The sequence below is a fragment of the Rhodococcus sp. FH8 genome (assembly GCF_019266085.1).
Taxonomy (GTDB): Bacteria; Actinomycetota; Actinomycetes; order Mycobacteriales; family Mycobacteriaceae; genus Rhodococcus_F; species Rhodococcus_F qingshengii.
This window is the reverse complement of record NZ_LPNQ01000078.1, coordinates 239,165-262,987: the sequence shown is the minus strand read 5'-3', so window position 1 is coordinate 262,987 and position 23,823 is coordinate 239,165. Positions and strand designations below refer to the sequence as shown.

Below are 23,823 nucleotides of genomic sequence, written 5' to 3'. Positions count from 1 at the left end.
ACGCCGCACGGCCTCGTAACGGTCTGATTCATCGCTCCGAGATGCAACGATAGGGATATGAAACCAAGGATTCTGGTTGTCGACGACGACACGGCACTCGCCGAGATGCTCACGATCGTGCTGCGTGGTGAGGGTTTCGATCCCTACGTGGTAGGCGACGGAACCCTGGCGCTCGCGGCAGTGCGTGAGACCCGGCCCGACCTCGTCCTGCTCGATCTCATGCTTCCCGGAATGAACGGGATCGACGTATGCCGAGTTCTGCGTGCGGATTCCGGCGTGCCCATCGTGATGTTGACGGCCAAGACCGACACCGTCGACGTCGTGCTCGGCCTCGAATCCGGTGCGGACGACTACATCATGAAGCCGTTCAAGCCGAAGGAGCTGGTGGCGCGGGTGCGTGCTCGCCTGCGCCGTACGGAAGAGGAGCCGGCCGAACTGCTGAGCATCGCCGACATCGTGATCGACGTTCCGGCACACAAGGTCAGCCGCGGCAGCGAGCAGATCTCGCTCACACCACTCGAATTCGACCTGCTGGTCGCATTGGCGCGCAAGCCGCGCCAGGTGTTCACCCGTGAAGTCCTCCTCGAGCAGGTGTGGGGATACCGCCACGCCGCCGACACCCGCCTGGTGAACGTGCACGTTCAGCGTTTGCGCGCCAAGGTCGAAACTGATCCCGAGAATCCCGAAGTGGTTCTGACGGTCAGGGGGGTCGGCTACAAGGCCGGACCGCCGTGAGCGGAGTTTCCAGGTGGCGTCGTCGTCTCAACCGACGGCTGACGCCATTTCTGCGGTGGTGTCACTCGATGAGCAACACCCTCGCGCACACGTGGCGACGCTCGCTCCAATTGCGAGTGTTCGTCTCGACTTTGACGTTGTCCTTGATCGTCATCGTCATTCTCGGTGTCGTGCTGACCAGCCAGATCACCGATCGGCTGTTGGAAACGAAGATCACCGCGGCGACCGAGGAAATGGACCGAGCCCGCGGCATCGTCGAAGACCAACTCGCGGGCGTCGACGATTCGACGGCGCTCAACGTTCAATTGGAAAGCGCTGCATCCGGACTGACGAGCCGTCGAAACCAGACCTCGGGCCAGGCCTCCGGGTCGGCCGGCACCTTCGACCCGGTGCTCATCGTGCCAGGGGACGGGCCGCGCCAGCCGACGAGTTCGGGACCGGTCGATCAGATCCCCGACAACCTTCGCGAGTTCGTCAAACGCGGCCAGATCAGTTACCAATTCGCGACGGTGTCCAACCCGAACGGTTACTCCGGACCGGCGCTGATCATCGGTAGCCCCACCGCGTCGTCGATATCGGGACTCGAGCTGTATCTGATCTTCCCGCTCGCCAGCGAAGACCGAAGTCTGTCGCTTGTTCGAAGCACCCTGCTGATCGGTGGAGCCGTGTTGCTGGTGCTCTTGGCGGCGATTTCGCTGTTGGTTGCCAGACAGGTCGTGCTTCCCATCCGATCGGCCTCGCGAATCGCAGTGCGTTTCGCAGACGGCCGACTCAAGGAACGAATGCCGGTCCGCGGCGAGGACGACATGGCGCGCCTGGCCATGTCCTTCAACGAGATGGCCGAGAGTCTGTCCAAACAGATCACCCAGCTGGAGGAGTTCGGCAGCCTCCAGAAACGCTTCACCTCCGATGTCAGCCATGAACTGCGCACACCACTGACCACGGTCCGGATGGCAGCCGACCTGATCTACGACGGCAGCGAGAACCTCGACCCGATGCTGCGTCGGTCGTCGGAACTGCTTGTCGCCGAACTGGACAGGTTCGAGGGGCTTCTGGCGGACCTCCTCGAGATCTCCCGTCACGACGCCGGTGTCGCGGAACTCGCATCCGAACAACTCGACGTGCGTATGTGTGCGCGAGCGGCCGTTTCCACAGTTCGCCATCTCGCCCGCGAATCCGGCACCGAACTGATCGTGGACATGCCCGACGAGCCGGTCATGGCAGATGTCGATCCGCGCCGCGTCGAACGCATCCTGCGAAATCTCCTTGCCAACGCCATCGACCACGGTGAGGGGAAGCCGATTCTGCTTCGCCTTCGCGCCGACGACAATGCCCTCGCCTTCATCGTCCGCGACAGTGGCGTCGGGTTGCGTCCGGGCGAGGAGAAGTTGGTCTTCAACCGGTTCTGGCGATCGGACCCGTCCCGTGTGCGCCGCAGTGGTGGCACCGGACTCGGCCTCGCAATCAGTGTCGAGGACGCGAATCTGCACGACGGCAAGCTCGAGGCCTGGGGCGAACCGGGAGTCGGCGCCTGCTTCCGGCTGACGCTCTCGCGCACCCGTGGCAAGAAAGTCGTGTCGAGTCCGCTGCCACTCAAGCCGACGACCACCAAATTCGTCCGCACGCCGAGCGAAGCCGACATCGTCGCCGATACCGTCGGCGAGGTCACATCGTCCTTGCCGACTCCGCGCGAAACTGACTCACGGAACGAGTCCAACGGTGGGGATCGATCATGATCGGAACCCGCCGTCGTCTGGGACTTCTCGCAACAACCTTGAGCGTTCTGTTGCTGACCGGTGCATGCGCGAGTTTGCCGGAGTCCTCGTCGCCACAGGCAATCGGAACTCTGGCGACAGCCGTGCCGGGAACCTCCGTCGAATCACCGGCATCGGGGCGAGAGCCGGACCTGCTGGTACGTGACTTCGTCAAGGCAAGTACCGATCCGTCCAACCGGCACGCCGCAGCCCGTCAGTACCTCACCAAGGACGCGTCGGCGCGTTGGGACGACGCGGCAAGTGCTGTCATCGTCGACAAGGTCGATGTGCTCTCGGTTTCTCGCACCAGCACCGAAGCCGTCTACACGATTCGTGTGAACAAGGTCGGTCGCCTCGACCCGGGAGGACTGTACGTTCCCGAAGAGGGCAGCTTCGAAGCGAGGATGACCCTGGCGTTGACCGACGGCGAATGGCGGATCAGTGATCTGCCTCCCGGCGTGATCATGGAGCGTCCGCAGTTCCTCGGCGCTTACCAGCGGAAGTCGTTGTTCTTCCTCGACCCCACCAGCCAGACGGTCGTCCCCGATCTTCGCTGGATCTCCGGCGGGCAGGACCAGGTGGCGGCTCAGCTGATCGGTCTGATGATCGACGGACCGAAGGCAGCGCTGGCGCCGGCTGTGCGAAACGAACTGGGCAATGGCGTGTCGGTGATCGGTCCGATCACCAAGGCCGACGGTAAGCCGGGACAGGTCGGAGTCGGTCTCGGTGGTGTGCGCATCAACTTCCGCCTTGACAACCCGATGGATGCTGCTACTCGCGGTTTGTTTGCAGCACAGGTCATTTGGACGCTCGCCAACGCCGATGTGGCAGGGCCGTACGTTCTGGAGATCGACGGCGAACCGCTGGACGCGGCTCATGCCGACGGCTGGACCACCGCCGACGTCGCATCCACCAACCCACTGGCCACCACGAGTGCAACCGTCGGACTGCATGCACTGCGCAACGGTTCACTGGTGAGTGTCACCGAGCAAGAGGCGACTCCGGTGCCCGGTTTCGCGGGCAATGCGGGCAACCTCACGGCGGCTGCTCTCTCACGGGACGGCAAGTTGGTGGCAGCCGTCGCGGACACCGCTCGGCCGGATCCCGGCACAAGATTCGACTTGTCGCTCGGGACATACGGCGAAGGGTCCGTTCCGGTACTCGAAGGCAGCGCCATCACCAGGCCTTCGTGGGAGCTGGACAACAACGCGGTCTGGACGGCTGTGAACGGCAATACCGTCGTTCGGGTCGTCCGTGAACCAGGCACCGGCCGGGTGTCGGTCACCAACGTCGACGTCGGGGCCCTGACGTCGGTCGGTTCCACGATCTCGGAACTGCGTCTGTCGCGGGACGGCGTGCGAGCGGCGATGATCATCGACGGCAAGGTCTACCTGGCTGTGGTCGTGCGCACCGCCAGCGGGGTCTACGCCCTGACGAGTCCACGCGCAGTGGCCTCCGGCTTGGGCAGTACCGCGCTCTCACTCGACTGGAGCAACAGCGACACCATCGTGATCGCGCGCAGTGGAGCCGACATACCGGTCGTCCAGGTCGCGATCGACGGCTCACGGATGGACGCGCTGCCGAGTGGAAACCTGACCGCTCCCGTCACCTCCGTGGATGCATCGCCGACCACCGAGTACGTCGCCGACGCGCGTGCGGTGTTCCAACTGAACAACAACGACCCCGCCGGGGATCGCCGCTGGCGTGAGGTGACCGTGCTGACCGGACAGAAGGCGATTCCGGTTCTGCCTGGCTGACGTCTCTGCGCTCTGGTGAATGTCTGCGCTCTGATGCATGTCGGTGCTCAGGTTCATGATTCGGCCATGGGGGACAAGAAATTCGGTGCCGGTCTGCTCGACCTGCTGTTGCCACGCGAGTGTGGTGGGTGTGGCCGCTCGGGGACTCTGTGGTGCGGTGAGTGCGCGGAACTGCTGCGCGATCATCCGCTTCAACTGAGTCCGCGCGTGGATCCGGGCGTGCCCGTCTGGGCACTCGGCCGCTACGACGGCCCCAGGCGACGCAGTGTGATCGAGATGAAGGAACGGGGTCGTCGGGACCTCGCGATGCCTCTGGGGATCGCTGTGGCCGACGCGTTGGCCACTCTGGAACGGTGGGGCGAGCTCGGCAGCGGGGGTCGTCCGCCGATCGTGCTGGTGCCGGCTCCCACGCGCGCCCGAGCGGCGCGATCTCGCGGGGGTGATCCGGTTCGCCGGATAGCCGAAAGTATGCGCGGAAAGCGGGAAATTGGTTCTGTCGCGGGTCGTCCGGTACGTGTCTGTCCGATTCTCCGGATGACGCGAGGTGTACGTGACTCGGTGGGACTGTCCGCGGCCGACCGGGTGACCAACGTGAACGGTCATGTGTCTCTCGACACCACTGCGATCTCTTCGATTGCCGGGGACAGTGACATCGTCCTGCTCGACGACGTCCTCACCACGGGAGCGACTGCGGCAGAGTCGGTTCGGGCCCTCTCGCTCAGTGGGATTCGGACAACTCTCGTGCTTGTCCTTGCAGGGGCTTAGATGAATTTCGTTGGAACAGTGGCACTCGCGCGCGTTACGTACTAGCGTCGGCGGCACACCCGAAAATACTGGTAGGAGGTGGTACTTCGATACTGGTGCCGGGCGGATCCCCTCTCGGTACTTGCAGAATTTGCCGCCGCCCACCGTGGGGCGGGGCCGTAATTGGGAGGTACGAGTGACGACCCCTTCGCAAGCCTCGTTTTTCATCGAGGACGCCACCATCGAGCGTTCCGAGAATGCCGCAGCTCCGAGATCCGACGTCGTAGTCAAGGGACGAAATGTCGAGATCCCCGATCACTTCCGAATCTACGTTTCGGAAAAGCTGGCGCGACTCGAACACTTCGACCCCTCCATATTCCACTTCGACGTGGAACTCCAACATGAACGCAACCGACGACAGGCCAAGAGTTGCCAGCGCGTCGAGATCACCGCTCGAGGTAAAGGCCCGGTGGCCCGAGCCGAAGCGTCCGCAGACAGCTTCTACGCCGCCTTCGAATCGGTGATCGACAAGCTCGAGAGTCGCCTCCGTCGAACCAAGGACCGCAAGAAGGTCCATTACGGCGACAAGCGACCGGTGTCCGTCGCGGAGGCAACCGCCTCCCTCGTCGACGCAGACTCACTCGGAGTCACACCGGACATTTCGCTGAACGGTCAAGAGCCGGACGAGTACGACGGCCCGGGACGCGTGGTCCGCACGAAGGATCACCCGGCCGAGCCGATGACCATCGACGACGCTCTCTACGAGATGGAACTGGTCGGACACGACTTCTTTCTCTTCCATGACAAGGAGTCGGACAAGCCGTCCGTCGTCTACCGTCGTCACGCTTTCGACTACGGATTGATCCGCCTGACATGACCCAATCGGTGGTGGGTTTGCTCGCTCGCCGCCGGTAGCGCCTACCATGGAATCCGGCCGGAGTTTTCGGACCCCGGCCGGATTTTCAGTGTGTGACCCCCTGTCGCCGAAGATTGAGGACGAAGAAGACTGTGCCGTCGCTGTCGCTATCGAAGCTGCTCCGTGTTGGTGAAGGTCGCATGGTCAAGCGGCTCAAGCACATCGCCGAGCATGTGGAATCTCTGTCGCCCGATGTCGAAGGCCTGACAGACGAGCAACTCAAAGCCAAGACCACCGAGTTCCGTGAGCGCTATGCCGCCGGGGAAACTCTCGACGAGTTGCTGCCCGAGGCATTCTCGGTTGCCCGCGAGGCGTCGTGGCGCGTGATCGACCAGAAGCACTTCCACGTGCAGATCATGGGCGGCGCGGCCCTGCACTTCGGCAACGTCGCCGAGATGAAGACCGGTGAGGGCAAGACCCTGACCTGTGTTCTTCCGGCATACCTGAACGCGATCGCGGGTGACGGCGTCCACGTGGTGACGGTCAACGACTACCTCGCCAAGCGTGACTCCGAGTGGATGGGCCGCGTTCACCGCGCCCTCGGCCTCGAGACCAGTGTGATTCTCTCGGGCATGACGCCGGCCGAGCGCCGCGTCGCCTACGCAGCCGACATCACGTACGGCACCAACAACGAGTTCGGCTTCGACTACCTGCGCGACAACATGACGCATTCGTTGGACGACCTGGTCCAGCGTGGCCATGCGTTTGCCATCGTGGACGAGGTCGACTCGATCCTCATCGACGAAGCCCGAACCCCCCTCATCATCTCGGGCCCGGCCGACGGCTCCAGCAAGTGGTACAGCGAGTTCGCGCGCATCGCGCCGCTGCTGAAGAAGGACGTTCACTACGAGGTCGACATCCGCAAGCGCACCATCGGTGTGCACGAGGCGGGCGTCGAACTGGTCGAGGACCAGCTCGGTATCGACAACCTGTACGAAGCCGCGAATTCGCCGCTGGTGAGCTACTTGAACAACGCGATCAAGGCCAAGGAGCTCTACACCAAGGACAAGGACTACATCGTCCGCGACGGTGAGGTCATCATCGTCGACGAGTTCACCGGCCGCGTGCTGGTCGGCCGCCGCTACAACGAGGGCATGCACCAGGCGATCGAGGCCAAGGAGAAGGTGGAGATCAAGGCGGAGAACCAGACCCTTGCCACCATCACCCTGCAGAACTACTTCCGTCTGTACGACAAGTTGTCGGGCATGACGGGTACCGCCGAGACGGAAGCTGCCGAGCTTCACCAGACTTACACGCTCGGTGTGATCCCGATCCCGACAAACCGTCCGATGGTCCGAGTCGACAACGGCGACCTCATCTACAAGACCGAGGAAGCCAAGTTCGACGCGGTGGTCGACGACGTCGTCGAGCGCCACGAGAACGGCCAGCCCGTCCTGATCGGTACGACCAGCGTCGAGCGCTCGGAGTACCTGTCCAAGCAGTTCACCAAGCGCGGCGTTGCCCACAACGTCCTCAACGCCAAGTTCCACGAGAAGGAAGCGACCATCATCGCCGAGGCCGGTCGCTCCGGCGCGGTCACCGTCGCGACCAACATGGCCGGCCGCGGTACCGACGTCGTGCTCGGTGGTAACCCGGACATCATCGCGGACATCGCGCTGCGCAAGAAGGGCCTCGACCCGGTCACGACGCCGGACGAGTACGAGGCGGCCTGGGACGCAGTCCTGGACGAGGTCAAGGCTGAGGTCAAGGCAGACGCCGAAAAGGTCCGCGATGCCGGCGGCCTGTACGTCCTGGGCACCGAGCGTCACGAATCGCGCCGAATCGACAACCAGTTGCGTGGTCGTTCCGGACGTCAGGGTGATCCCGGCGAATCGCGGTTCTATCTCTCGCTCGGTGACGAGCTCATGCGCCGTTTCAACGGTTCGGCACTCGAGTCGATCATGACGCGCCTCAACCTGCCCGACGACGTCCCGATCGAAGCCAAAATGGTCTCGAAGGCCATCAAGAGCGCTCAGACCCAGGTGGAGCAGCAGAACTTCGAAATTCGCAAGAATGTCCTCAAGTACGACGAGGTCATGAACCAGCAGCGAACGGTCATCTACAAGGAGCGCCGCCAGATCCTCGAGGGTGAGGACATGGAAGGCCAGGTCGAGCAGATGATCACTGACGTGGTCACCGCCTACGTCGACGGTGCCACCGCCGAGGGATACGTCGAGGACTGGGATCTCGAGCAGCTGTGGACGGCGCTGAAGACGCTGTACCCGGTCGGCATCGATCACAAGACGTTGGCAGGGGAGGACGGCGCAGGCATCAACAGTGACCTGAGCCGTGACGACCTGCGAACCGCTTTGCTCGAAGACGCCCACGCGGCGTACAAGAAGCGCGAAGCCGAGATCGATGCGATCGCCGGCGAAAACGGTATGCGTGAACTCGAGCGTCGTGTCTTCCTCTCGGTCCTGGACCGTAAGTGGCGTGAGCATCTCTACGAGATGGATTACCTCAAGGAGGGAATCGGTCTGCGCGCGATGGCCCAGCGCGATCCGCTGGTCGAGTACCAGCGCGAGGGTTACGACATGTTCATCGGCATGCTCGACGGATTGAAGGAAGAGTCCGTTGGATTCCTCTTCAACCTGCAGGTCGAGGCAGCTCCGGCGCAGCCCGCGAGCGGAATTTCCGTCACGGCCGGCTCGGCCGCCGCGGCGTCCGCCACGGCGCCCAAGCCGCTCCCGACGCAGGAAGCTGCGGCCAGGACTGCCGGAACTGCTGCCCCGACGGCGTTGCGCGCCAAGGGACTTGACGACGAAGGTCCGTCACGTCTGACGTACACCGGCCCGGACGAGGACGGCAAGGCAAAGGCAACTCGTGACTCGGCTGCCGACACCGGCGACGGTGCCGCCTCTCGTCGCGAACGTCGTGAAGCCGCACGGACGCAGTCGAAGAGCAATCGAGCTCCGAAGTCCAAGCGCAAGCGCTGAGGTATTAGCGCAGTCAGTACTCGGCAGGCTGGACGGTCACACCACGTGTAGTGCGGTGACCGTCCAGCCTGTTTCGTCTGTGTGGTCGATCCGGCCTGCGACGGCAAAAGTCTGCGTGCCTCGTGTGTACGTCGCACAGACTTCGGCGGTACTCTCCGACACTGCTTGAACGTGGGTGCGGTGAACGGCCGCGCCGCCCAGCTTCCGGGCCGAGAAATCCGAAGTGTAAAGTCTCGCAACAACTTCCAGGACGGACGGCGTCAACACGCCCTTGAGCTGCCGTGGATTTCGTCGTCGGTCGACGGTTTCGAGAACCAGACGTAGTGATCGGTTCCAGAAGATGTCGGCACCTACCAGCCGCGGTTCCGGAGCGTGAGTGAACCCGGTACTGGGCGACGTTCCGTTGTGTGGCGTCTTTCGCGGGCGACGCAGCATCCGGTCTGTTCGGCACTGCGTTCGGTCTGGCCGGCACTGTGGCCGCGACAGCACGACGGTATGCGGGTGAGGCTCGAATTGCGGCGCCGGCTCGAGAACGATCTTGCAGTCCTGCTCCATGACATCCCCCCGGATGATCCTGCGTCCGAGACAGCTGTCTCGGACTTCGCTCCCCCGAGCGATGGTGAGAAGCATGACACGAATCGCTCGAGATGTCGCCGTGATCACCATCGCGACTTAGGGTGATGGCGTGCGGGGACTTCTGTTGGATGTCGGTGGCGTGCTGTTCGGTCCGGGATCGGATCTCGACGGCTTGAGCGCGGTCGTGCGCGCGGTGAAGGCCCGCGGAATCGTGACGGGAATCGTCAGCAACGATCCCGGCGGCGCCAGTGCTCAGTGGTTGCGGGATCTCGGCGACGGGGTCTTGGTCGACGACGTGATCTTGTCCGGTGATGTCGCGATGGCAAAGCCCGACGCCGAGATCTATCTGTTGGCAGCGAGTCGTTTGGGCGTCGAGCCGGAGGATTTCGTTTTCGTGGATGATCTCGAAATCAACGTCCGGGCGGCTGTGGCCGTCGGGATGGTCGGGGTCCATCACGTCGGCTCGGAATCGACCATCGAGGAGTTGTCGATTCTGTTCGATCTCGGCGAAGGAGGGGACACGAAGCCATGGTGAACAGACTGACGACTCAGGATGCCGCTTTCTACTTCCTCGAAGCCGGGACGACGCCGATGCATGTCGGCTCGTTGGGGATCTTCAGGCAACTGCGAAACGGGATCGATCACGAGGAGTTGCTTCGACTTGTCGAAGAGCGGCTCGGATCGGTTCCGCGGTACCGACAGAGAGTTCGCGAGGTGGCGTTCGGTCTGGCCCGCCCCGTCTGGGTGGACGACTCGGATTTCGACATCACTTATCACGTTCGCCGATCTGCTCTGCCCAAACCGGGTTCCGACGAACAGCTGATGGATCTGATCGCGCGGCTGACGTCGAGACCACTCGACAGCACGAGGCCGTTGTGGGAGATGTACCTGGTCGAGGGGCTGACCAGAAACAGATTTGCCATCTTCACGAAGTCTCATTCGTCGTTGGTGGACGGCGAGGCGGCTCCAGAGATCAGTCAGGTGATCTTCGATCCGGAGAAGAATCGAGCGCCAGGCCCCGAAGAATTGTGGATGCCCGCCAGGCCGCCGAGCGATACCAGCTTGTTGGTCAGTGCACTGGCGGATCTCGTGACGAGCCCGGGGGAGGGGATCGCACGGGCGCGTGCAGCGTTCAACGACGTGACCACATCCGTCACCGAGGCTGTGAGTGCACTCGGGAAACTCGCGGAAGTGGTTCGAACGGCGACGCAGGTAGCCCCGTCGAGCCCGCTCAACGCCACCATTTCGCGCAATCGACGCCTTGCGGTGGCCAAGACGTCTCTGGAGGACTATCGACGTATTCGCGCGCGGTACGGGTGCGAGATCAACGACGTGATTCTGACCGTCATCGCAGGTGCGATGCGGAACTGGTTGCTCTCGCGCGGTGAACCGGTGACCGAGGCGACCATCGTGCGAGCGATGGTGCCCATGTCGGTCTACACCGACGGCCCGGAGAGTCCTGACGTCGACGATCCGCAAGCGCCCGGACATGTTTCCTCGTTCCTCATCGACCTGCCTGTCGGTGAACCCAACGCGGTGGTTCGGCTCTCGCACGTGGCCCATGCGACGGAGGCATTCGCGCGTCAGGGTCGGCGGGTCACCGCGCAGACGATGGTGCGAATGTCCGGGTTTGCGCCGGCGACGCTGCATGCGATGAGCTCCCGCGCGGCCAGTAGTCTGTCGCAGCGAATGTTCAACTTGATGATCACCAATGCGCCAGGGCCGCAATTTCCGCTTTACCTCGGTGGTGCTCGGATGCTCGAGATGTATCCCGTGTCGCCACTACTCAAGAATCAGACACTCAGCATCGCCCTGACGTCGTACGACGGAAATGTCTACTACGGTTTGAATGCCGACCGTGACGCGATGTCGGACGTCGACGTCGTTCGTTCGCTGATCTTCGAGTCACTCGAGGAATTGACGGATGCGAGTCGGTGACGAACGAGCATGAAGGTGGTCTCATGAGGGTGTACGTACCGGCGACGGTCGAGATTTTGCAGCAGTTGGTCGCAGATCAGGAGTTCGACCCGATGAGCCGGACGGCTTTTGCAATCACCCCGACTCTGCGTGAGTCGTACGCGGCGGGGGACGACGACGAGTTGGCCGAGGTCGCCATGGGTGAGGCTGCGCGTGCGTCGCTGCGACTGATCGCCGGAACCGAGGGTGACGTCACCTTCCGGCGTGCTGTCGTTGCCGCCGACGTCGACGATGCCGATGTGAAGTTACGGCCCGATCTCGACGATTCGGTAGTCCGATTGGCGGGTCCTGTGACGATGGCTCAGGTTGCATCTGTGCATGTCGACCTCGAACAGGCAGAATCGGACATCGAGCGCGCTGCTGGCATAGTCGACGCGGCGGATCTCGGTGACGCCGATGCCGAGTTCACGCTCGGTGACGCGGAGGACCACGAGTTGGCGTGGTACGCCGCGCAGGAGTTGCCGTTCTTGCTCGACCTGCTGTGAATGTGCTTACCGTGAAGTAACCTACGGTACCGTAACCTGATAACCTACGGTACCGTAGGCAGTGGGTTCGGAAGGTGAGAGGTGGAGGTCTGATGGGTCTGAAGGACTGGATCGAGGCACCGGCAGCGTCGGTAGTTCCGGCAGCGCGGTCGAAGCTCAATCTGCTTCGCGGTGCGGCGGCTCGGCTGACCACACCATTGCTTCCCGACGACTATCTGCACCTCGCGAATCCGTTGTGGTCCGCCCGCGAGCTGCGCGGCCAGATCGTCGAAGTCCGGCCCGAGACCACGGACTCGGCGACCATCGTCATCAAGCCGGGTTGGGGATTCGACTTCAACTACCAGCCGGGGCAGTACATCGGCATCGGTCTGCATATCGACGGCCGTTGGCATTGGCGGTCGTACTCACTTACCTCGCCTCCCAACTGGGAGAACAAGCGCATTTCCATCGCGGTCAAGGCCATGCCCGAGGGCTTTCTCTCGAGCCACCTCGTCAGCGGGGCCGTGCCGTCGGGAACCATCGTTCGACTGGCCACGCCTTCGGGCAACTTCGCGTTGCCGGATCCGCCGCCGGAGAAGATCCTGTTCATCACCGCCGGCAGTGGCATCACTCCGGTCATGGGCATGTTGCGGACGATGAACCGGCGCGGTCAATTGCCCGACGTCATGCACATCCACTCGGCTCCGACGGAATCCGACGTGATGTTCGCCGACGAACTCACAGCACTGCACGCCGAGCACGAGGACTTCGTGAGCCACGTTCAGCTCACGCGCCGCGACGGAAAATTCAAACTCAGTTCTCTCGACACGGTCTGTCCCGACTGGCGTGAGCGCCACACCTGGGCGTGCGGACCCCTTCCGTTGCTCGACGAGCTCGAAGACGTCTGGAAGGCGGAAGGCATCGAGGATCGACTCCACATGGAGCGATTCGCGGTTTCACGCATCGACGCCTCGGCGGACGGCGGCACGGTCACGTTCGAGAAGTCGGGTAAGACGATCACCGTCGACGGCGCGACGACGCTTCTGGAAGCCGGCGAGCAGTCCGGCGCCTTGATGCCCTTCGGTTGCCGCATGGGCATCTGCCAGACGTGTGTCGTGCCTCTCGTCGCCGGCCACGCGATCGACCTACGCTCGGGAAAACAGCACGCGGAGGGTGAGCGCATCCAGACGTGCATCTCCGCCGCCGCCGGCGACTGTACGCTGGACGCATAGCTTCTAGGCACACGGAGGACCACGGTGGCCATCACCGATATCAAAGAGTTTTCGCACCTCACCGAGGCCGATGTCGAAGCTCTCGGACGTGAACTCGATCAGATTCGACTCGACATCGAAGACTCTCGTGGGATCCGGGACGCCCGCTACATTCGTCGCGTCATTCGCGTCCAGCGGGCGTTGGAGCTCGGCGGGCGTATCGCATTGTTCGGCAGTCGGTACCGACCGGCATGGTTGGTCGGCACGACCCTGCTGAGCCTGTCGAAGATCATCGAGAACATGGAGCTCGGGCATAACGTCATGCACGGGCAATGGGACTGGATGAACGATCCCGAGATTCACTCCGTCTCGTGGGAGTGGGATCAGACCGGTCCTTCCGAGCATTGGAAGCGCGCCCACAACTACCAGCACCACACGTACACCAACGTCGTCGGTATGGACGAGGATCTCGGTTTCGGGATTCTGCGTATGACTCGTGACGAGCCGTGGAAGCCGATCAACCTCTTCCAGCCGATCGCCAACGTGATCTTGGCGGCCACGTTCGAGTGGGGCATCGCGCTGCACGACCTCACGGCGGCAGCCGAGTTGGAGGGCGCGGAAAAGGGGCAGCTGAACTCGCAGGCGAACAAAGACTTCGCGCGCAAGATCTTTCGTCAGGTGGGCAAGGACTTCATCTTGTTCCCGGCGCTGACGGGGCCGGCGTGGAAGTCGACCATGTCGGCCAATGCGACCGCGAACCTCGTGCGCAACCTGTGGGCGTACGTCGTCATCTTCTGTGGCCACTTCCCGGACGGTGCCGAGAAGTTCACGGTTGCCGAATTCGAGCAGGAGACTCGTCACGAGTGGTACCTGCGCCAGATGCTCGGTAGTGCGAACTTCAATTCCGGCAAGCTCATGGGACTCATGAGCGGCAATCTGAGCTACCAGATCGAGCACCACGTGTTTCCTGATCTGCCGAGCAACCGCTATCCCGAAATCGCTGTGAAGATGCGTGCATTGTGCGAGAAGTTCGATCTCCCGTACACCACCGGTTCGCTCTTCAAGCAGTATCTTCTGGCTCTGCGCACCATCCACAAGTTGGCTTTGCCGGACAAGTGGCTGACCGCAACCTCGGACAATGCTCCGGAAACGTCGTCGGAACTGCGGTTCCGCGACTCGGGATTCCGGGACGCAGCCATGGCGATGGTCGAGGACCTTCGTACCGATCCGATCACCGGTAAGCGTCTCGGTTTGTTGACCGCACTCAAGTCGCAGGCCCGTTCCCGCATGCCGAAGCGCCGGAAGTGATATAGGTTACATCGGGAAAAACCTAACCTACGGTGCCGTAAGTTACGCTACAGTAGGTGCAGTTGATCTGAACGATTCGAATCGATGATCGTTCTGCACTTACTACTTTGCGCCTAACTCACTGCTAGGAGGCTTTCCATGGCGATTGCAGATGTCAAGGAATACGCACATCTCACGGACGCCGACATCGAAGCGCTCGGCCGCGAACTCGACGCGATTCGTCGCGACATCGAGGAGTCGCGCGGCGAGAAGGATGCGCGATACGTGCGCAACGTCATTCGTCTGCAGCGTTCGCTCGAAATCGGCGGCCGCGCAGTGCTTTTCGCCAGCCGTCGTCGTCCGGCGTGGCTCGCCGGAGTTGGCCTGCTGACGCTCTCGAAGATCATCGAGAACATGGAACTCGGGCACAACGTGATGCACGGGCAGTGGGACTGGATGAACGACCCGGAGATCCACTCCACCTCGTGGGAGTGGGACGTCACCGGCCCGTCTGCGCACTGGAAGCAGACCCACAACTACCTGCATCACAAGTACACCAACGTCCTCGGAATGGACGACGACGTCGGATACGGACTCCTCCGCGTCACCCGCGATCAGCGCTGGAAGCCCTTCAACGCCGGCAACCTGGTCTACAACACGCTGCTCGCGCTGTTCTTCGAGTACGGCATCGCCGCTCAGCACCTCGAGCTCGGCAAGGTGGCCAAGGGCCGCGCCGACAAGGAAGAGACGCAGCGCAAGCTCCGTGAGGTCGGCGAGAAGATCGGCAAGCAGGTCCTGCGCGACTACGTCATCTACCCGGCCATCACCGGCCCGGCGTGGAAGAGCACGTTGTCGGCCAACTTCACCGCCAACACTTTGCGGAACGTGTGGACCAACGCGGTCATCTTCTGCGGCCACTTCCCGGACGGTGCCGAGAAGTTCACCAAGGAAGACATCGACAAGGAAACGCAGGCTCAGTGGTACCTGCGTCAGATGCTCGGCAGCGCCAACATCGAGGGCAGCGCGCTCATGGACTTCATGACGGGCAACCTGAGCTACCAGATCGAGCACCACCTGTTCCCCGATCTGCCCAGCAACCGCTACAAGGACATCGCGGTCACGGTGCGTCAGCTCGCGGACAAGTACGACTTGCCGTACACGACCGGCCCGCTTGCCGTGCAGTACGCCAAGTCCTGGCGAACCATCGCCAAGCTGTCGCTGCCCAACAAGTACCTCAAGGACACCGTCGACAATGCGCCCGAGACGGCGTCGGAGCGGATGTTCGACGGCGAACTGACCTCGACTGTCGATCCCGTGACCGGGCGTCGCAGTGGCCTCAAGAGCGCCATCGCACGTAAGCGCAAGAGCGGAAAGCTGCGCAGCCTCCTCGGCCTGCGCTGATCGTCGACTGCGCTGATCGTCGACTGCGCTGACCGTAGACAGCAAGCGGCCCGACACCATTCGATGGTGTCGGGCCGCTTTGCTGTTCTCGCCCGGAACGTCGCTCGGGGCGCTCAGTACTGATCGTTGGACTTGATCGCTTCCAGCAGTTGTCGCACAGCGACGACGCGTCGAGCTGATTTGCCCTCCAGCAGGTCGAGCTTGCATTCGGGATCTGCCGGCGGTCCGAGGTGCGTGCATCCGCGCGGGCAATCCTCGATCGCCGCAGCGAGATCCGAGAACGCCGCCACCACGTTCTCGGGCGAGATGTGCGCCAGACCGAACGAACGGATGCCCGGGGTGTCGATCACCCAGCCGCCACCGGCGAGAGGGAGTGCCACCGATTGCGTCGACGTGTGCCGGCCCTTGCCGACGCCGGATACTATGCCGACCGCTCGATTGGCATCGGGGACAAGGCGATTGACCAGTGTCGACTTTCCGACGCCGGAATGTCCGATCAGGGCGGTCAACTTGTGCTCGAGGATCTGCGTCAGTTCGTCCAGGGGATCGTCGCGACCGGCGACGACCACTTGGATGTCGAGGTCGGCGAACGTGCTCGCGAATTCCTCCGGCGGTTCGAGGTCGCTCTTGGTCAGGCAGACGATCGGCGTCAGGCCACCCACGTAGGCGGCGACCAGTGCGCGCTCGACGAAGCCGGTGCGCGGTGGGGGATCGGCGAGTGCCACGACGATGAGTAACTGCTCCGCGTTCGCGACGACGATACGTTCGAAGGGATCGGTGTCGTCGGCGGTCCGTCGCAGAACCGTCGAACGCTCGGAGACCCGGACGATGCGCGCCAGGGTGTCGGTTTTGCCCGACAGATCGCCGACTATGTCCACCTGATCGCCGACGACGATGGGGGTTCGGCCAAGTTCGCGGGCGCGCATCGTGACGATCAGCCGGTCGGGATCGCCGCCGAGGACGCAACCCCAACGGCCACGATCCTTCGACACCACCATCCCCGATTCGGCCGAGAGATGTTCGGGCCGAGTCTTCGTACGGGGGCGGGATCCGCGCCCGGGGCGTACCCGGACGTCGGACTCGTCGTACTGCCGCGGACTCAGAAGCTTGCCTTCGGTGTCGCAGGCGAACTCTCGAGCATGTCGATCCACATGTTCTCGAAGCCGGGCAGTGTCTTGGCCGTGGTTCCGACATCGTCGACCTCGACACCGTCGACGACCAGGCCGATGATGGCGCCGGCTGTTGCCATGCGGTGGTCGGCATACGAGAGCCATTGTCCGCCATGGAGTTCCGCGGGAACGATCGTCAGGCCGTCATCGGTTTCGGTGACGGAGCCGCCGAGTTTGTTGATCTCGTCGGCGAGGGCGGCGAGACGGTCTGTCTCGTGCCCGCGCAGGTGCGCGATTCCTCGTAGATGCGAGGTGCCCTCGGCGAGAGCGGCCAGGGCCGCCACGGTGGGGGTCAGCTCTCCCACGTCGTGGAGGTCGATGTCGATGCCGCGCAGTTTCTCCGGGCCGCGGACGGTCAGGACACCATCGGCGAGAGTGACGTCGGCCCCCATCGAGGCGAGGATCCCGCGGATCGCGTCGCCGGGTTGCGTCGTCGACGACGGCCACGTCGGGACGCTGACGGTTCCGCCGGTCACTGCGGCAGCGGCCAGGAACGGTGTGGCGTTGGAGAGATCGGGTTCGATCGCCCAGTCGACGGCGTGCACCGGCCCCGGTGCCACACGCCAGGTGTCCGCGTCACCGCCCGTGGCTGGCGTCGTCACGGAAACTCCGGCCTCGCGGAGCATCTCGACGGTCATGTCGATGTGTGGCATGGACGGGACGGGCTTGCCGTCGTGGTGAACGGTGACACCCTCTTCGAACGCAGCAGCCGAGAGCAGGAGACCGGAGACGAACTGCGACGAACCGGATGCGTCGATGGTGACCGTCCCGCCGCGTAGGGACCCGGTTCCGGTGACGGTGAACGGGAGTGCGTCACCCTCGATCCGAGCGCCGAGACCGCGCAGTGCTTCCAAGATGGTGCCGAGCGGTCGTGTGCGTGCTTGCTCGTCGCCGTCGAAGTGGACGATGCCGTCGGCCATCGCGGCGAGTGGCGGCAGGAAGCGCATCACGGTGCCGGCCAGGCCGCAGTCGACCTCGCCGCCGCGCAGGGGTCCAGGGGTGATGCGAAGCGTGGTCGCATCACCGGCTTCCTCGACGCCGATGCCGAGGTCACGCAGAGCGGCGATCATCAGGTCGGCGTCACGGCTGCGGAGTGCACCGGTGATCGTGGACGGGCCATCCGCAAGTGCGGCCAGAATCAGAGCTCGATTGGTGATGGACTTGGATCCGGGCAGCGTCACCACTGCATCGACGGGTGCTTGGGCCCTCGGGGCGCTCCACAGACTCAGACTCACATGGTCCATCTTCTCTCATCGGTGGGGGAATGGTCGAAACCGTGCCACCCTGGGTGTCATGTGCGGAAGGTATGCGACCACAGCGGACCCGGCCACCCTGGCGGTGGAACTCGATGCGCTCGACGAGACCGACCACTCGGCGCCCGTCGAAGCCGACTACAACGTGGCCCCCACGACCGAGGTGTTGACTGTCGTCGAACGCCACGATCGGGAGAACCCCGACAGCGATCCGACCAAGAGGATTCGGCGGATGCGGTGGGGATTGGTGCCGTCGTGGACCAAGGAACTGGGCAAAGGCCCGGTCCTGTTCAACGCCCGCGCCGATTCGCTGGCGGAGAAGCCGGCGTTTCGGACCGCCTTCAAGTTCAAGCGTTGCCTGGTCCCCATGGACGGGTGGTACGAGTGGCAGACCGAGGCCACCGGCGGGAAAAAGGCAGCGAAGATTCCTTACTACATGCACCCCGACGACGGATCACGGCTGTTCATGGCGGGCGTGTGGTCTGCCTGGCGGGACCCGAGGGTCGAGAACGCGAGCCCCGTCCTGAGCTGCTCGATCGTCACGGTCGACTCTCTCGGTCACCTCGAGCAGGTTCACGACCGCATGCCCCTCGCCCTGCCTCGTGACCGCTGGGAGGCGTGGCTCGATCCCGACAACACCGTCGATTCGGCTCTGCTCGAACCGGTAACGGACCTCTTCGAGCGGATCGACGTCGATCGAGTCCGGCCGCTGGTCAACAGTGTCAAGAACAACGGGCACGAGTTGATCGAGCCGGACGTCGACCGTGCCGGCGAGCAGATCAGCCTGCTCTAGTGGTCAGCCGAGAGACCAGGTGACGGTCACTTCGAACGAGACCTGCTGGGTTCCCGGGGCGAGAACCATGTCGGACATCGAGGCGTCGGGAGCGCGCATGGTCTGACCGCCACTCGTGTCGTGTGCCTCGGTGATGGTCACGACGTTCTCGAGCGACGTACCGGACAGATCCGCGTACTGCTCGGCACGGTTCTTCGCGTCCTCGAAGGCCCGGGTGCGAGCGTCGGCCAGAAGCTGAGAGTCGTCGTCGATGGCGAAGGCGACGTTGCCGAGCCGTGCCGCGTTTCCGCCCGCCGCGATGCCGGCGTCCAGGACAGAAGAGGCCTTGTCGAGATCGCGGACGACGATCCGTACCGAGTTGGTCGCCCGGTAGCCGGTCACGTTGCCGCCGATGAACGGTCCACCACTGGCGTCGTACTGCGGCTGGACGGACAGATCGCTTGTCTGCACGTCCTCGGGGGCCACCCCGGCAGCGACTATCGCGTCGATCATCTGACGGGCCTTGTCATTCGACTCGGAGACCGCCCCCGATACGTCCGGGGCAACCACCTCGATGCCGATGTCGGCATTGAGGATGTCCGGCGCCCCGCGGACCTGCCCTGATCCGACTACCGTGACTTCCTTGGCGGCATTGTCCGAACTCCCGCAGGCCGTCAGCGAGACGGTGAGGGCTGCCGCTGCAGCGGTCAGTGCAAGAGTTTTCAGGTGTGGTCGCATGGTGAGACCGTAGCGACCGGATACTCAGCCCGCCGTGATTTGCGCCGTGACCGCGCCACTGAGCTGCGCGAGGTCCGTCGGAGCCAGCTCGATTTCGAGCCCGCGTCGGCCGGCGCTGCAGAGAATGCGGTCCCAGTCGAGCGCCGACGCATCGATCACTGTCGGCAGTTTCTTGCGCTGGCCGAGCGGTGAGATACCGCCGAAGACGTAGCCGCTCGAGCGCTCGGCTTCGGCGCGATCGGCCATGACGGCTTTGCTCGCACCGAGGGCAGCGGCTGCAGCCTTGAGGGAGAGCTTGTCCGGGACCGGCAGAACCGCGACGGCGAGCTTGCCGGTGTCGAGTTTGACGACCAAGGTCTTGAAGATCTGTGCGGCCTCGACGCCTGTCGACTCTGCCAGTGCGGTGACCGCCTCGTCGCCGAAAGATTCCGCGCGAGGATCGTGGTCGTAGCTGTGGACGCGGTGCGGTGTCTTCGACTTGTCGAGAAGTACGGTCGCAGGGGTCGCTGTTCCGGCCATGAGGAACACCCTATGTGGATCGCCGACAGGTGCATCCGACCAGGCCGGGAACAGAGTCGCTGACTCCCGTGTTGGTACCAGTTGATGAAACTTGTCCCGAGAAGCGAAGGAGCGACCGTGCTGGCTGTGTGTGAGCCACCACCGGCCCGTGGGTCGGATCTTCAGTTGGCGGTAACCTTGATCCCTACGGCTAGTGAAGGGATCAGAGTGCTGGAACACGACCGGCCCAAGGACGAACCGTCAGGGGTAGCTGAACCTATCGACGGCGCAGTGTCCGAAACGCCCGAAACTCCGGATGAGTTGATTGCCCGGTTCGAGCGCGACGCGCTCCCGCTGCTCGACCAGTTGTACGGCGCTGCCTTGCGTATGACGCGGAATCCCGCTGATGCCGAGGATCTCGTGCAGGAGACGTACGTCAAGGCGTACACCGCTTTCCGTTCGTTCCGTGCCGGTACCAACCTGAAAGCCTGGCTGTACCGGATTCTCACGAACACCTACATCAACTCGTACCGCAAGAAGCAGCGCCAACCCGCGCAGTATCCGACGGACGAGATCACCGACTGGCAGTTGGCCGCCACCGCCGAGCACACCTCGACGGGGCTGCGATCGGCCGAGGTGGAGGCGCTCGACGCGTTGCCTGACGACGACATCAAGGCGGCGCTGCAGTCGCTTCCCGAGGAATTCCGTATGGCCGTGTACTACGCCGATGTCGAAGGATTCCCGTACAAGGAGATCGCGGAGATCATGGGCACACCCATCGGAACGGTGATGTCGCGACTGCACCGTGGTCGCAAGCAATTGCGTGGTCTTTTGGCCGATGTCGCAAAAGACCGGGGATTCAATCGGGACGGCGCGGTCGACACAGCCACAGTCGCAGCCACCGAGACGGAAGGTGTCACACGATGAGTGAGCAGGACGAATTCGAAAGGCTCGACTGCTCGGCAGTCATCGCCGACGTCTGGTTGATGCTCGACGGTGAATGCGACGATTCGAGTCGTGCTCGCCTGCAGCGTCATATCGACGATTGTGGATCGTGCCTCGAGGCCTACGGGATCGAAGAGAAGGTCAAGAGCCTGATCAACCGTAAGTGCGGTGGAGACCACGCGCCGGAAAGCCTGCGTCAGAGGCTCACCGTCGAGTTGCGTCGGACCATCGTCATAACGACTACCGAAACCGACAGCTAGCCCGTCAGCGAAGATCTGAGCGGCAGCAGTCGGAAGGCAGTAACGCCGAGGGGCGGGGAAGCAATGCTTCCCCGCCCCTCGGACGTTTTGTTGCGCTACATGTCAGGCGTTTGGACGCTTGCCATGGTTAGCGGCGTTGCCCTTACGGCTGCGCTTCTTACGACCACGCTTACCCATGATTGGTCTCCCTTCTGTTTCTTTCGCGTCATTGTTTCACGCCGATGCCGGTGTGGTTCCATTGGCAGGTCGATCGAGTGATCCGTCGACGTATTTTCGTGGTCAGAGTGCAGTTCCGACAGAAGTGAGGTTCACGATGGCAGAAGACGTGCGCGCCGAGATGGTTTCGACGGTCTACCAGGTCGTCGTGAGCGAGGGAGACGTCGTTGCGGACGGCGACACCCTGGTCATCCTCGAATCCATGAAGATGGAGATTCCCGTCCTGGCCGAGGTTCCGGGAACGGTGACGACGGTGGGCGTCAAGGTCGGCGACGTGATTCAGCAAGGCGATCTGATCGCCGTGATCTCCTAAGCCGGACGATGTCCACTCTCAGCGACCTCCTCGCCGAACACACCGACCTTCCCGGTGCGGCGGTCGACCATCTCCAGCGCGTCGTGGGGGAGTGGCAACTGCTCGCCGACCTCTCCTTTGCCGACGTTCTCTTGTGGGTGGGCACCGAATCGGAGAAGAACCGATCCGAGGGGACGGTCATCTGCGTCGCGCATTGCCGGCCGACAACGGCATCGACGGCTTTTCCGGAGGATGCGGTCGGAACGGTCGTTTCCGAGTCCGAGCACCCGCAGGTTCTTCGCGCTCTCGTGGAGGGCCGCGTAGTGCGCGGGGAAGACGAGACGTGGCGTGAAGGAATGCCGCCGCGTCGGGAAGCCGTTCCGGTGCGTCTGGACGGGCGAGTCATCGCTGTTCTGAGCCGCGACACCAACCTGTCGCACCAGCGAGCGCAGAGTCCGCTCGAACTCGCGTATCTCGATTGCGCCGAAGACCTGTGTCAGATGATCAGCGACGGAACCTTCCCGATCCGAGAATCGCGCTCCGACACGAACTCGAGCCCACGTGCGGGCGACGGCTTCATCCGTCTCGATACCGAAGGCACAGTCGTCTATGCCAGCCCGAACGCGCTCTCGGCCTATCACCGGATGGGTCTGAGTTCGGATCTGGTGGGCCAAGACCTCGCAGCGCTGACCCGTTCGTTGGTCACCGACCCGTTCGAGTCTCAGGAAGCTGCGGGATACATCCGAGATACGTTGGCGGACAAGCCCGGTCGCCGTATGGAGATCGAGGCGCGCGGGGCGACCGTTCTGCTGCGGGCCCTGGTTCTCAAGCCTGGCGGCCGGCATGTCGGTGCTGCGGTCGTCGTCCGCGACGTCACCGAGGTCAAGCGTCGTGATCGCGCTCTCCTGAGCAAGGACGCAACCATCCGCGAGATTCACCATCGAGTGAAGAACAATCTGCAAACCGTCGCGGCGCTTCTGCGTCTACAGGCCAGGAGAACCGGCAACGACGAAGCGCGACAAGCGTTGACAGAGTCGGTGAGGCGCGTGACGTCCATCGCCCTCGTTCACGACACCTTGTCGATGTCGGTGGACGAAGAGGTGGATCTCGACGAGGTGATCGACCGGTTGGTTCCCATGCTCTCCGATGTCGCGGGAGTAGGTGTGCCGGTGACGATTCGGCGTGAGGGCAGTTTCGGAGTGTTCTCCGCCGAGCGCGCCACCCCGCTGGTCATGGTGCTGACGGAGTTGGTGCAGAACGCGATCGAGCACGCTTTCGATCCGGGCGTGACCGGCACGGTCACACTCAGTGCCGAGCGTTCTGCACGCTGGTTGGACGTGATCATCCACGACAACGGGCGCGGACTGCCGGAGAACTTCGACCTCGAGAAGTCCGATCGGCTCGGACTCCAGATCGTGCGGACTTTGCTGGGCGCCGAACTCGGTGGCTCGCTCGGACTGCACCCGGGAAGCGGAGGCGGTACCGACGCGGTTCTGCGTGTGCCGCTCGGTAGACGTTCTGCGCGTTACTGATTCGAGCAGCGTTAGCGATTCGAGCAGACAAAAAGCCCGGCACCATGTGGTGCCGGGCTGTCGTCTTCGACTGTGCAGAGGGGCTGTTCTCCGCCGCGAGTCGAACGTCTCGGTTCTACCTAGACGGAAGTGCGTGCACGGGTACGTGCGTTACGACGCTTGAGTGCGCGACGCTCGTCTTCGCTCATTCCGCCCCAGACGCCTGCATCCTGGCCGGACTCGAGAGCCCACGACAGGCACTCGGCGGTGACGGGGCAGCGGTTGCAGACAACCTTGGCATCAGCGATCTGAGCGAGGGCCGGTCCACTGTTTCCCACAGGGAAGAACAGTTCGGGATCCTCGTCGCGACAGATTGCGTTGTGGCGCCAGTCCATCTTTTTTCGCTCCTTA

24 protein-coding genes are annotated in these 23,823 nt (G+C 63.3%); 17 read left to right on the top strand and 7 right to left on the bottom strand.

All coding sequences use genetic code 11. From position 1 onward, the window contains the following. Positions 1 to 57: 57 nt before the first annotated feature. The 6 genes from mtrA to secA all read left to right on the top strand — a co-directional run bounded on the left by mtrA (position 58) and on the right by secA (position 8,842). Entirely contained in the window at positions 58 to 735 is a 678-nt protein-coding gene (gene mtrA, locus ATN38_RS25040; RefSeq protein ID WP_003941013.1) for an MtrAB system response regulator MtrA, read from the top strand. Continuing rightward, entirely contained in the window at positions 732 to 2,471 is a 1,740-nt protein-coding gene (gene mtrB / locus ATN38_RS25035; RefSeq protein WP_218748886.1) for an MtrAB system histidine kinase MtrB, read from the top strand. The genes mtrA and mtrB overlap by 4 nt, the downstream gene beginning before the upstream one ends. Continuing rightward, entirely contained in the window at positions 2,468 to 4,246 is a 1,779-nt protein-coding gene (gene lpqB / locus ATN38_RS25030) for an MtrAB system accessory lipoprotein LpqB (protein ID WP_042450111.1), read from the top strand. Before mtrB ends, lpqB begins: the two co-directional genes overlap by 4 nt. A gap of 33 nt (positions 4,247 to 4,279) precedes the next feature. Beyond that, positions 4,280 to 5,011 (top strand): ComF family protein, encoded by a 732-nt coding sequence (locus ATN38_RS25025; protein ID WP_003940811.1) that lies wholly within the window; start codon positions 4,280 to 4,282, stop codon positions 5,009 to 5,011. Between the two features lie 175 nt (positions 5,012 to 5,186). Further along, complete coding sequence (gene hpf, locus ATN38_RS25020; RefSeq protein WP_003940893.1) at positions 5,187 to 5,867, top strand: ribosome hibernation-promoting factor, HPF/YfiA family; 681 nt, start codon at positions 5,187 to 5,189, stop codon at positions 5,865 to 5,867. A 131-nt stretch (positions 5,868 to 5,998) separates the two neighbouring features. Then, the gene (gene secA, locus ATN38_RS25015; RefSeq protein ID WP_007731191.1) at positions 5,999 to 8,842 is read left to right on the top strand and encodes a preprotein translocase subunit SecA; all 2,844 of its coding nucleotides are present in this window, start codon (positions 5,999 to 6,001) and stop codon (positions 8,840 to 8,842) included. Positions 8,843 to 8,878: 36 nt separating this feature from the next. Here secA and ATN38_RS25010 read toward each other — a convergent pair whose 3' ends face one another. Then, positions 8,879 to 9,397: an Rv3235 family protein gene (locus ATN38_RS25010; RefSeq protein ID WP_228402140.1), complete on the bottom strand. Its 519-nt coding sequence runs from the start codon at positions 9,395 to 9,397 to the stop codon at positions 8,879 to 8,881. Between the two features lie 130 nt (positions 9,398 to 9,527). On the opposite strand from ATN38_RS25010, the gene ATN38_RS25005 reads away from it, so the two are divergent. The 6 genes from ATN38_RS25005 to ATN38_RS24980 all read left to right on the top strand — a co-directional run bounded on the left by ATN38_RS25005 (position 9,528) and on the right by ATN38_RS24980 (position 15,758). Continuing rightward, positions 9,528 to 9,953, top strand: coding sequence for an HAD-IA family hydrolase (locus ATN38_RS25005; protein ID WP_218748884.1), 426 nt, complete (start codon positions 9,528 to 9,530; stop codon positions 9,951 to 9,953). Further along, entirely contained in the window at positions 9,947 to 11,356 is a 1,410-nt protein-coding gene (locus tag ATN38_RS25000) for a wax ester/triacylglycerol synthase family O-acyltransferase (protein ID WP_007731194.1), read from the top strand. The genes ATN38_RS25005 and ATN38_RS25000 overlap by 7 nt, the downstream gene beginning before the upstream one ends. Before the next feature lie 23 nt (positions 11,357 to 11,379). Then, positions 11,380 to 11,880, top strand: coding sequence for a hypothetical protein (locus tag ATN38_RS24995; RefSeq protein ID WP_218748882.1), 501 nt, complete (start codon positions 11,380 to 11,382; stop codon positions 11,878 to 11,880). Between the two features lie 92 nt (positions 11,881 to 11,972). Continuing rightward, on the top strand, positions 11,973 to 13,091 hold the full coding sequence (locus tag ATN38_RS24990; RefSeq protein WP_003940928.1) for a ferredoxin reductase: 1,119 nt from the start codon (positions 11,973 to 11,975) through the stop codon (positions 13,089 to 13,091). A 24-nt stretch (positions 13,092 to 13,115) separates the two neighbouring features. Beyond that, the gene (locus ATN38_RS24985; protein WP_003940901.1) at positions 13,116 to 14,378 is read left to right on the top strand and encodes an acyl-CoA desaturase; all 1,263 of its coding nucleotides are present in this window, start codon (positions 13,116 to 13,118) and stop codon (positions 14,376 to 14,378) included. 138 nt (positions 14,379 to 14,516) lie between these two features. Further along, a complete protein-coding gene (locus ATN38_RS24980; protein ID WP_003940700.1) occupies positions 14,517 to 15,758 on the top strand; it encodes a fatty acid desaturase in 1,242 nt (413 codons plus the stop codon). A 113-nt stretch (positions 15,759 to 15,871) separates the two neighbouring features. Here ATN38_RS24980 and rsgA read toward each other — a convergent pair whose 3' ends face one another. Both rsgA and aroA read right to left on the bottom strand, forming a co-directional pair. After that, a complete protein-coding gene (rsgA, locus tag ATN38_RS24975) occupies positions 15,872 to 16,909 on the bottom strand; it encodes a ribosome small subunit-dependent GTPase A (RefSeq protein ID WP_037129054.1) in 1,038 nt (345 codons plus the stop codon). After that, on the bottom strand, positions 16,858 to 18,171 hold the full coding sequence (gene aroA / locus ATN38_RS24970) for a 3-phosphoshikimate 1-carboxyvinyltransferase (protein WP_218748880.1): 1,314 nt from the start codon (positions 18,169 to 18,171) through the stop codon (positions 16,858 to 16,860). The genes rsgA and aroA overlap by 52 nt, the downstream gene beginning before the upstream one ends. A 49-nt stretch (positions 18,172 to 18,220) precedes the next feature. Here aroA and ATN38_RS24965 point away from each other — a divergent pair, with 49 nt between their 5' ends. Further along, positions 18,221 to 18,973 (top strand): SOS response-associated peptidase, encoded by a 753-nt coding sequence (locus ATN38_RS24965; protein ID WP_037129051.1) that lies wholly within the window; start codon positions 18,221 to 18,223, stop codon positions 18,971 to 18,973. A gap of 3 nt (positions 18,974 to 18,976) precedes the next feature. Here the strand turns inward: ATN38_RS24965 and ATN38_RS24960 are convergent, their stop codons facing one another. Next, on the bottom strand, positions 18,977 to 19,690 hold the full coding sequence (locus ATN38_RS24960; RefSeq protein WP_218748878.1) for an SIMPL domain-containing protein: 714 nt from the start codon (positions 19,688 to 19,690) through the stop codon (positions 18,977 to 18,979). 24 nt (positions 19,691 to 19,714) lie between these two features. Next, the gene (ybaK, locus tag ATN38_RS24955) at positions 19,715 to 20,209 is read right to left on the bottom strand and encodes a Cys-tRNA(Pro) deacylase (RefSeq protein WP_007731205.1); all 495 of its coding nucleotides are present in this window, start codon (positions 20,207 to 20,209) and stop codon (positions 19,715 to 19,717) included. Positions 20,210 to 20,416: 207 nt separating this feature from the next. On the opposite strand from ybaK, the gene ATN38_RS24950 reads away from it, so the two are divergent. Both ATN38_RS24950 and rsrA read left to right on the top strand, forming a co-directional pair. After that, on the top strand, positions 20,417 to 21,115 hold the full coding sequence (locus ATN38_RS24950) for a sigma-70 family RNA polymerase sigma factor (RefSeq protein ID WP_058226476.1): 699 nt from the start codon (positions 20,417 to 20,419) through the stop codon (positions 21,113 to 21,115). Continuing rightward, positions 21,112 to 21,393 carry a mycothiol system anti-sigma-R factor gene (rsrA, locus tag ATN38_RS24945; protein WP_003940722.1) on the top strand — a complete coding sequence of 94 codons (282 nt, stop codon included), beginning with the start codon at positions 21,112 to 21,114 and terminating at the stop codon, positions 21,391 to 21,393. Before ATN38_RS24950 ends, rsrA begins: the two co-directional genes overlap by 4 nt. A 102-nt stretch (positions 21,394 to 21,495) precedes the next feature. Here rsrA and ATN38_RS33445 read toward each other — a convergent pair whose 3' ends face one another. Beyond that, positions 21,496 to 21,570, bottom strand: coding sequence for a 50S ribosomal protein bL37 (locus ATN38_RS33445; protein ID WP_022597109.1), 75 nt, complete (start codon positions 21,568 to 21,570; stop codon positions 21,496 to 21,498). A gap of 136 nt (positions 21,571 to 21,706) precedes the next feature. Between ATN38_RS33445 and ATN38_RS24940 the strand changes: the two genes are divergently transcribed. Together ATN38_RS24940 and ATN38_RS24935 are read left to right on the top strand one after the other, a co-directional pair. Beyond that, positions 21,707 to 21,922: a biotin/lipoyl-binding carrier protein gene (locus ATN38_RS24940; RefSeq protein ID WP_007731208.1), complete on the top strand. Its 216-nt coding sequence runs from the start codon at positions 21,707 to 21,709 to the stop codon at positions 21,920 to 21,922. A gap of 8 nt (positions 21,923 to 21,930) precedes the next feature. Continuing rightward, positions 21,931 to 23,433 (top strand): sensor histidine kinase, encoded by a 1,503-nt coding sequence (locus tag ATN38_RS24935; protein WP_003940890.1) that lies wholly within the window; start codon positions 21,931 to 21,933, stop codon positions 23,431 to 23,433. 119 nt (positions 23,434 to 23,552) lie between these two features. Here the strand turns inward: ATN38_RS24935 and ATN38_RS24930 are convergent, their stop codons facing one another. Continuing rightward, positions 23,553 to 23,807: a WhiB family transcriptional regulator gene (locus ATN38_RS24930; protein ID WP_003940950.1), complete on the bottom strand. Its 255-nt coding sequence runs from the start codon at positions 23,805 to 23,807 to the stop codon at positions 23,553 to 23,555. Between the last annotated feature and the right edge of the window lie 16 nt (positions 23,808 to 23,823).

Excerpts from the sequence above, each read along its gene's own strand:
- ATN38_RS24960 (WP_218748878.1), bottom strand. The coding sequence starts at position 19,690 with ATGCGACCACACCTGAAAACTCTTGCACTGACCGCTGCAGCGGCAGCC.
- lpqB (WP_042450111.1), top strand. The coding sequence starts at position 2,468 with ATGATCGGAACCCGCCGTCGTCTGGGACTTCTCGCAACAACCTTGAGC.
- ATN38_RS25000 (WP_007731194.1), top strand. The coding sequence starts at position 9,947 with ATGGTGAACAGACTGACGACTCAGGATGCCGCTTTCTACTTCCTCGAA.
- ATN38_RS25010 (WP_228402140.1), bottom strand. The coding sequence starts at position 9,397 with ATGGAGCAGGACTGCAAGATCGTTCTCGAGCCGGCGCCGCAATTCGAG.
- ATN38_RS24935 (WP_003940890.1), top strand. The coding sequence starts at position 21,931 with ATGTCCACTCTCAGCGACCTCCTCGCCGAACACACCGACCTTCCCGGT.
- ATN38_RS25025 (WP_003940811.1), top strand. The coding sequence starts at position 4,280 with ATGCATGTCGGTGCTCAGGTTCATGATTCGGCCATGGGGGACAAGAAA.
- aroA (WP_218748880.1), bottom strand. The coding sequence starts at position 18,171 with ATGGACCATGTGAGTCTGAGTCTGTGGAGCGCCCCGAGGGCCCAAGCA.
- ATN38_RS24980 (WP_003940700.1), top strand. The coding sequence starts at position 14,517 with ATGGCGATTGCAGATGTCAAGGAATACGCACATCTCACGGACGCCGAC.
- rsrA (WP_003940722.1), top strand. The coding sequence starts at position 21,112 with ATGAGTGAGCAGGACGAATTCGAAAGGCTCGACTGCTCGGCAGTCATC.
- ybaK (WP_007731205.1), bottom strand. The coding sequence starts at position 20,209 with ATGGCCGGAACAGCGACCCCTGCGACCGTACTTCTCGACAAGTCGAAG.
- ATN38_RS24930 (WP_003940950.1), bottom strand. The coding sequence starts at position 23,807 with ATGGACTGGCGCCACAACGCAATCTGTCGCGACGAGGATCCCGAACTG.
- ATN38_RS24990 (WP_003940928.1), top strand. The coding sequence starts at position 11,973 with ATGGGTCTGAAGGACTGGATCGAGGCACCGGCAGCGTCGGTAGTTCCG.
- ATN38_RS24965 (WP_037129051.1), top strand. The coding sequence starts at position 18,221 with ATGTGCGGAAGGTATGCGACCACAGCGGACCCGGCCACCCTGGCGGTG.
- mtrA (WP_003941013.1), top strand. The coding sequence starts at position 58 with ATGAAACCAAGGATTCTGGTTGTCGACGACGACACGGCACTCGCCGAG.
- ATN38_RS24940 (WP_007731208.1), top strand. The coding sequence starts at position 21,707 with ATGGCAGAAGACGTGCGCGCCGAGATGGTTTCGACGGTCTACCAGGTC.
- ATN38_RS24995 (WP_218748882.1), top strand. The coding sequence starts at position 11,380 with ATGAGGGTGTACGTACCGGCGACGGTCGAGATTTTGCAGCAGTTGGTC.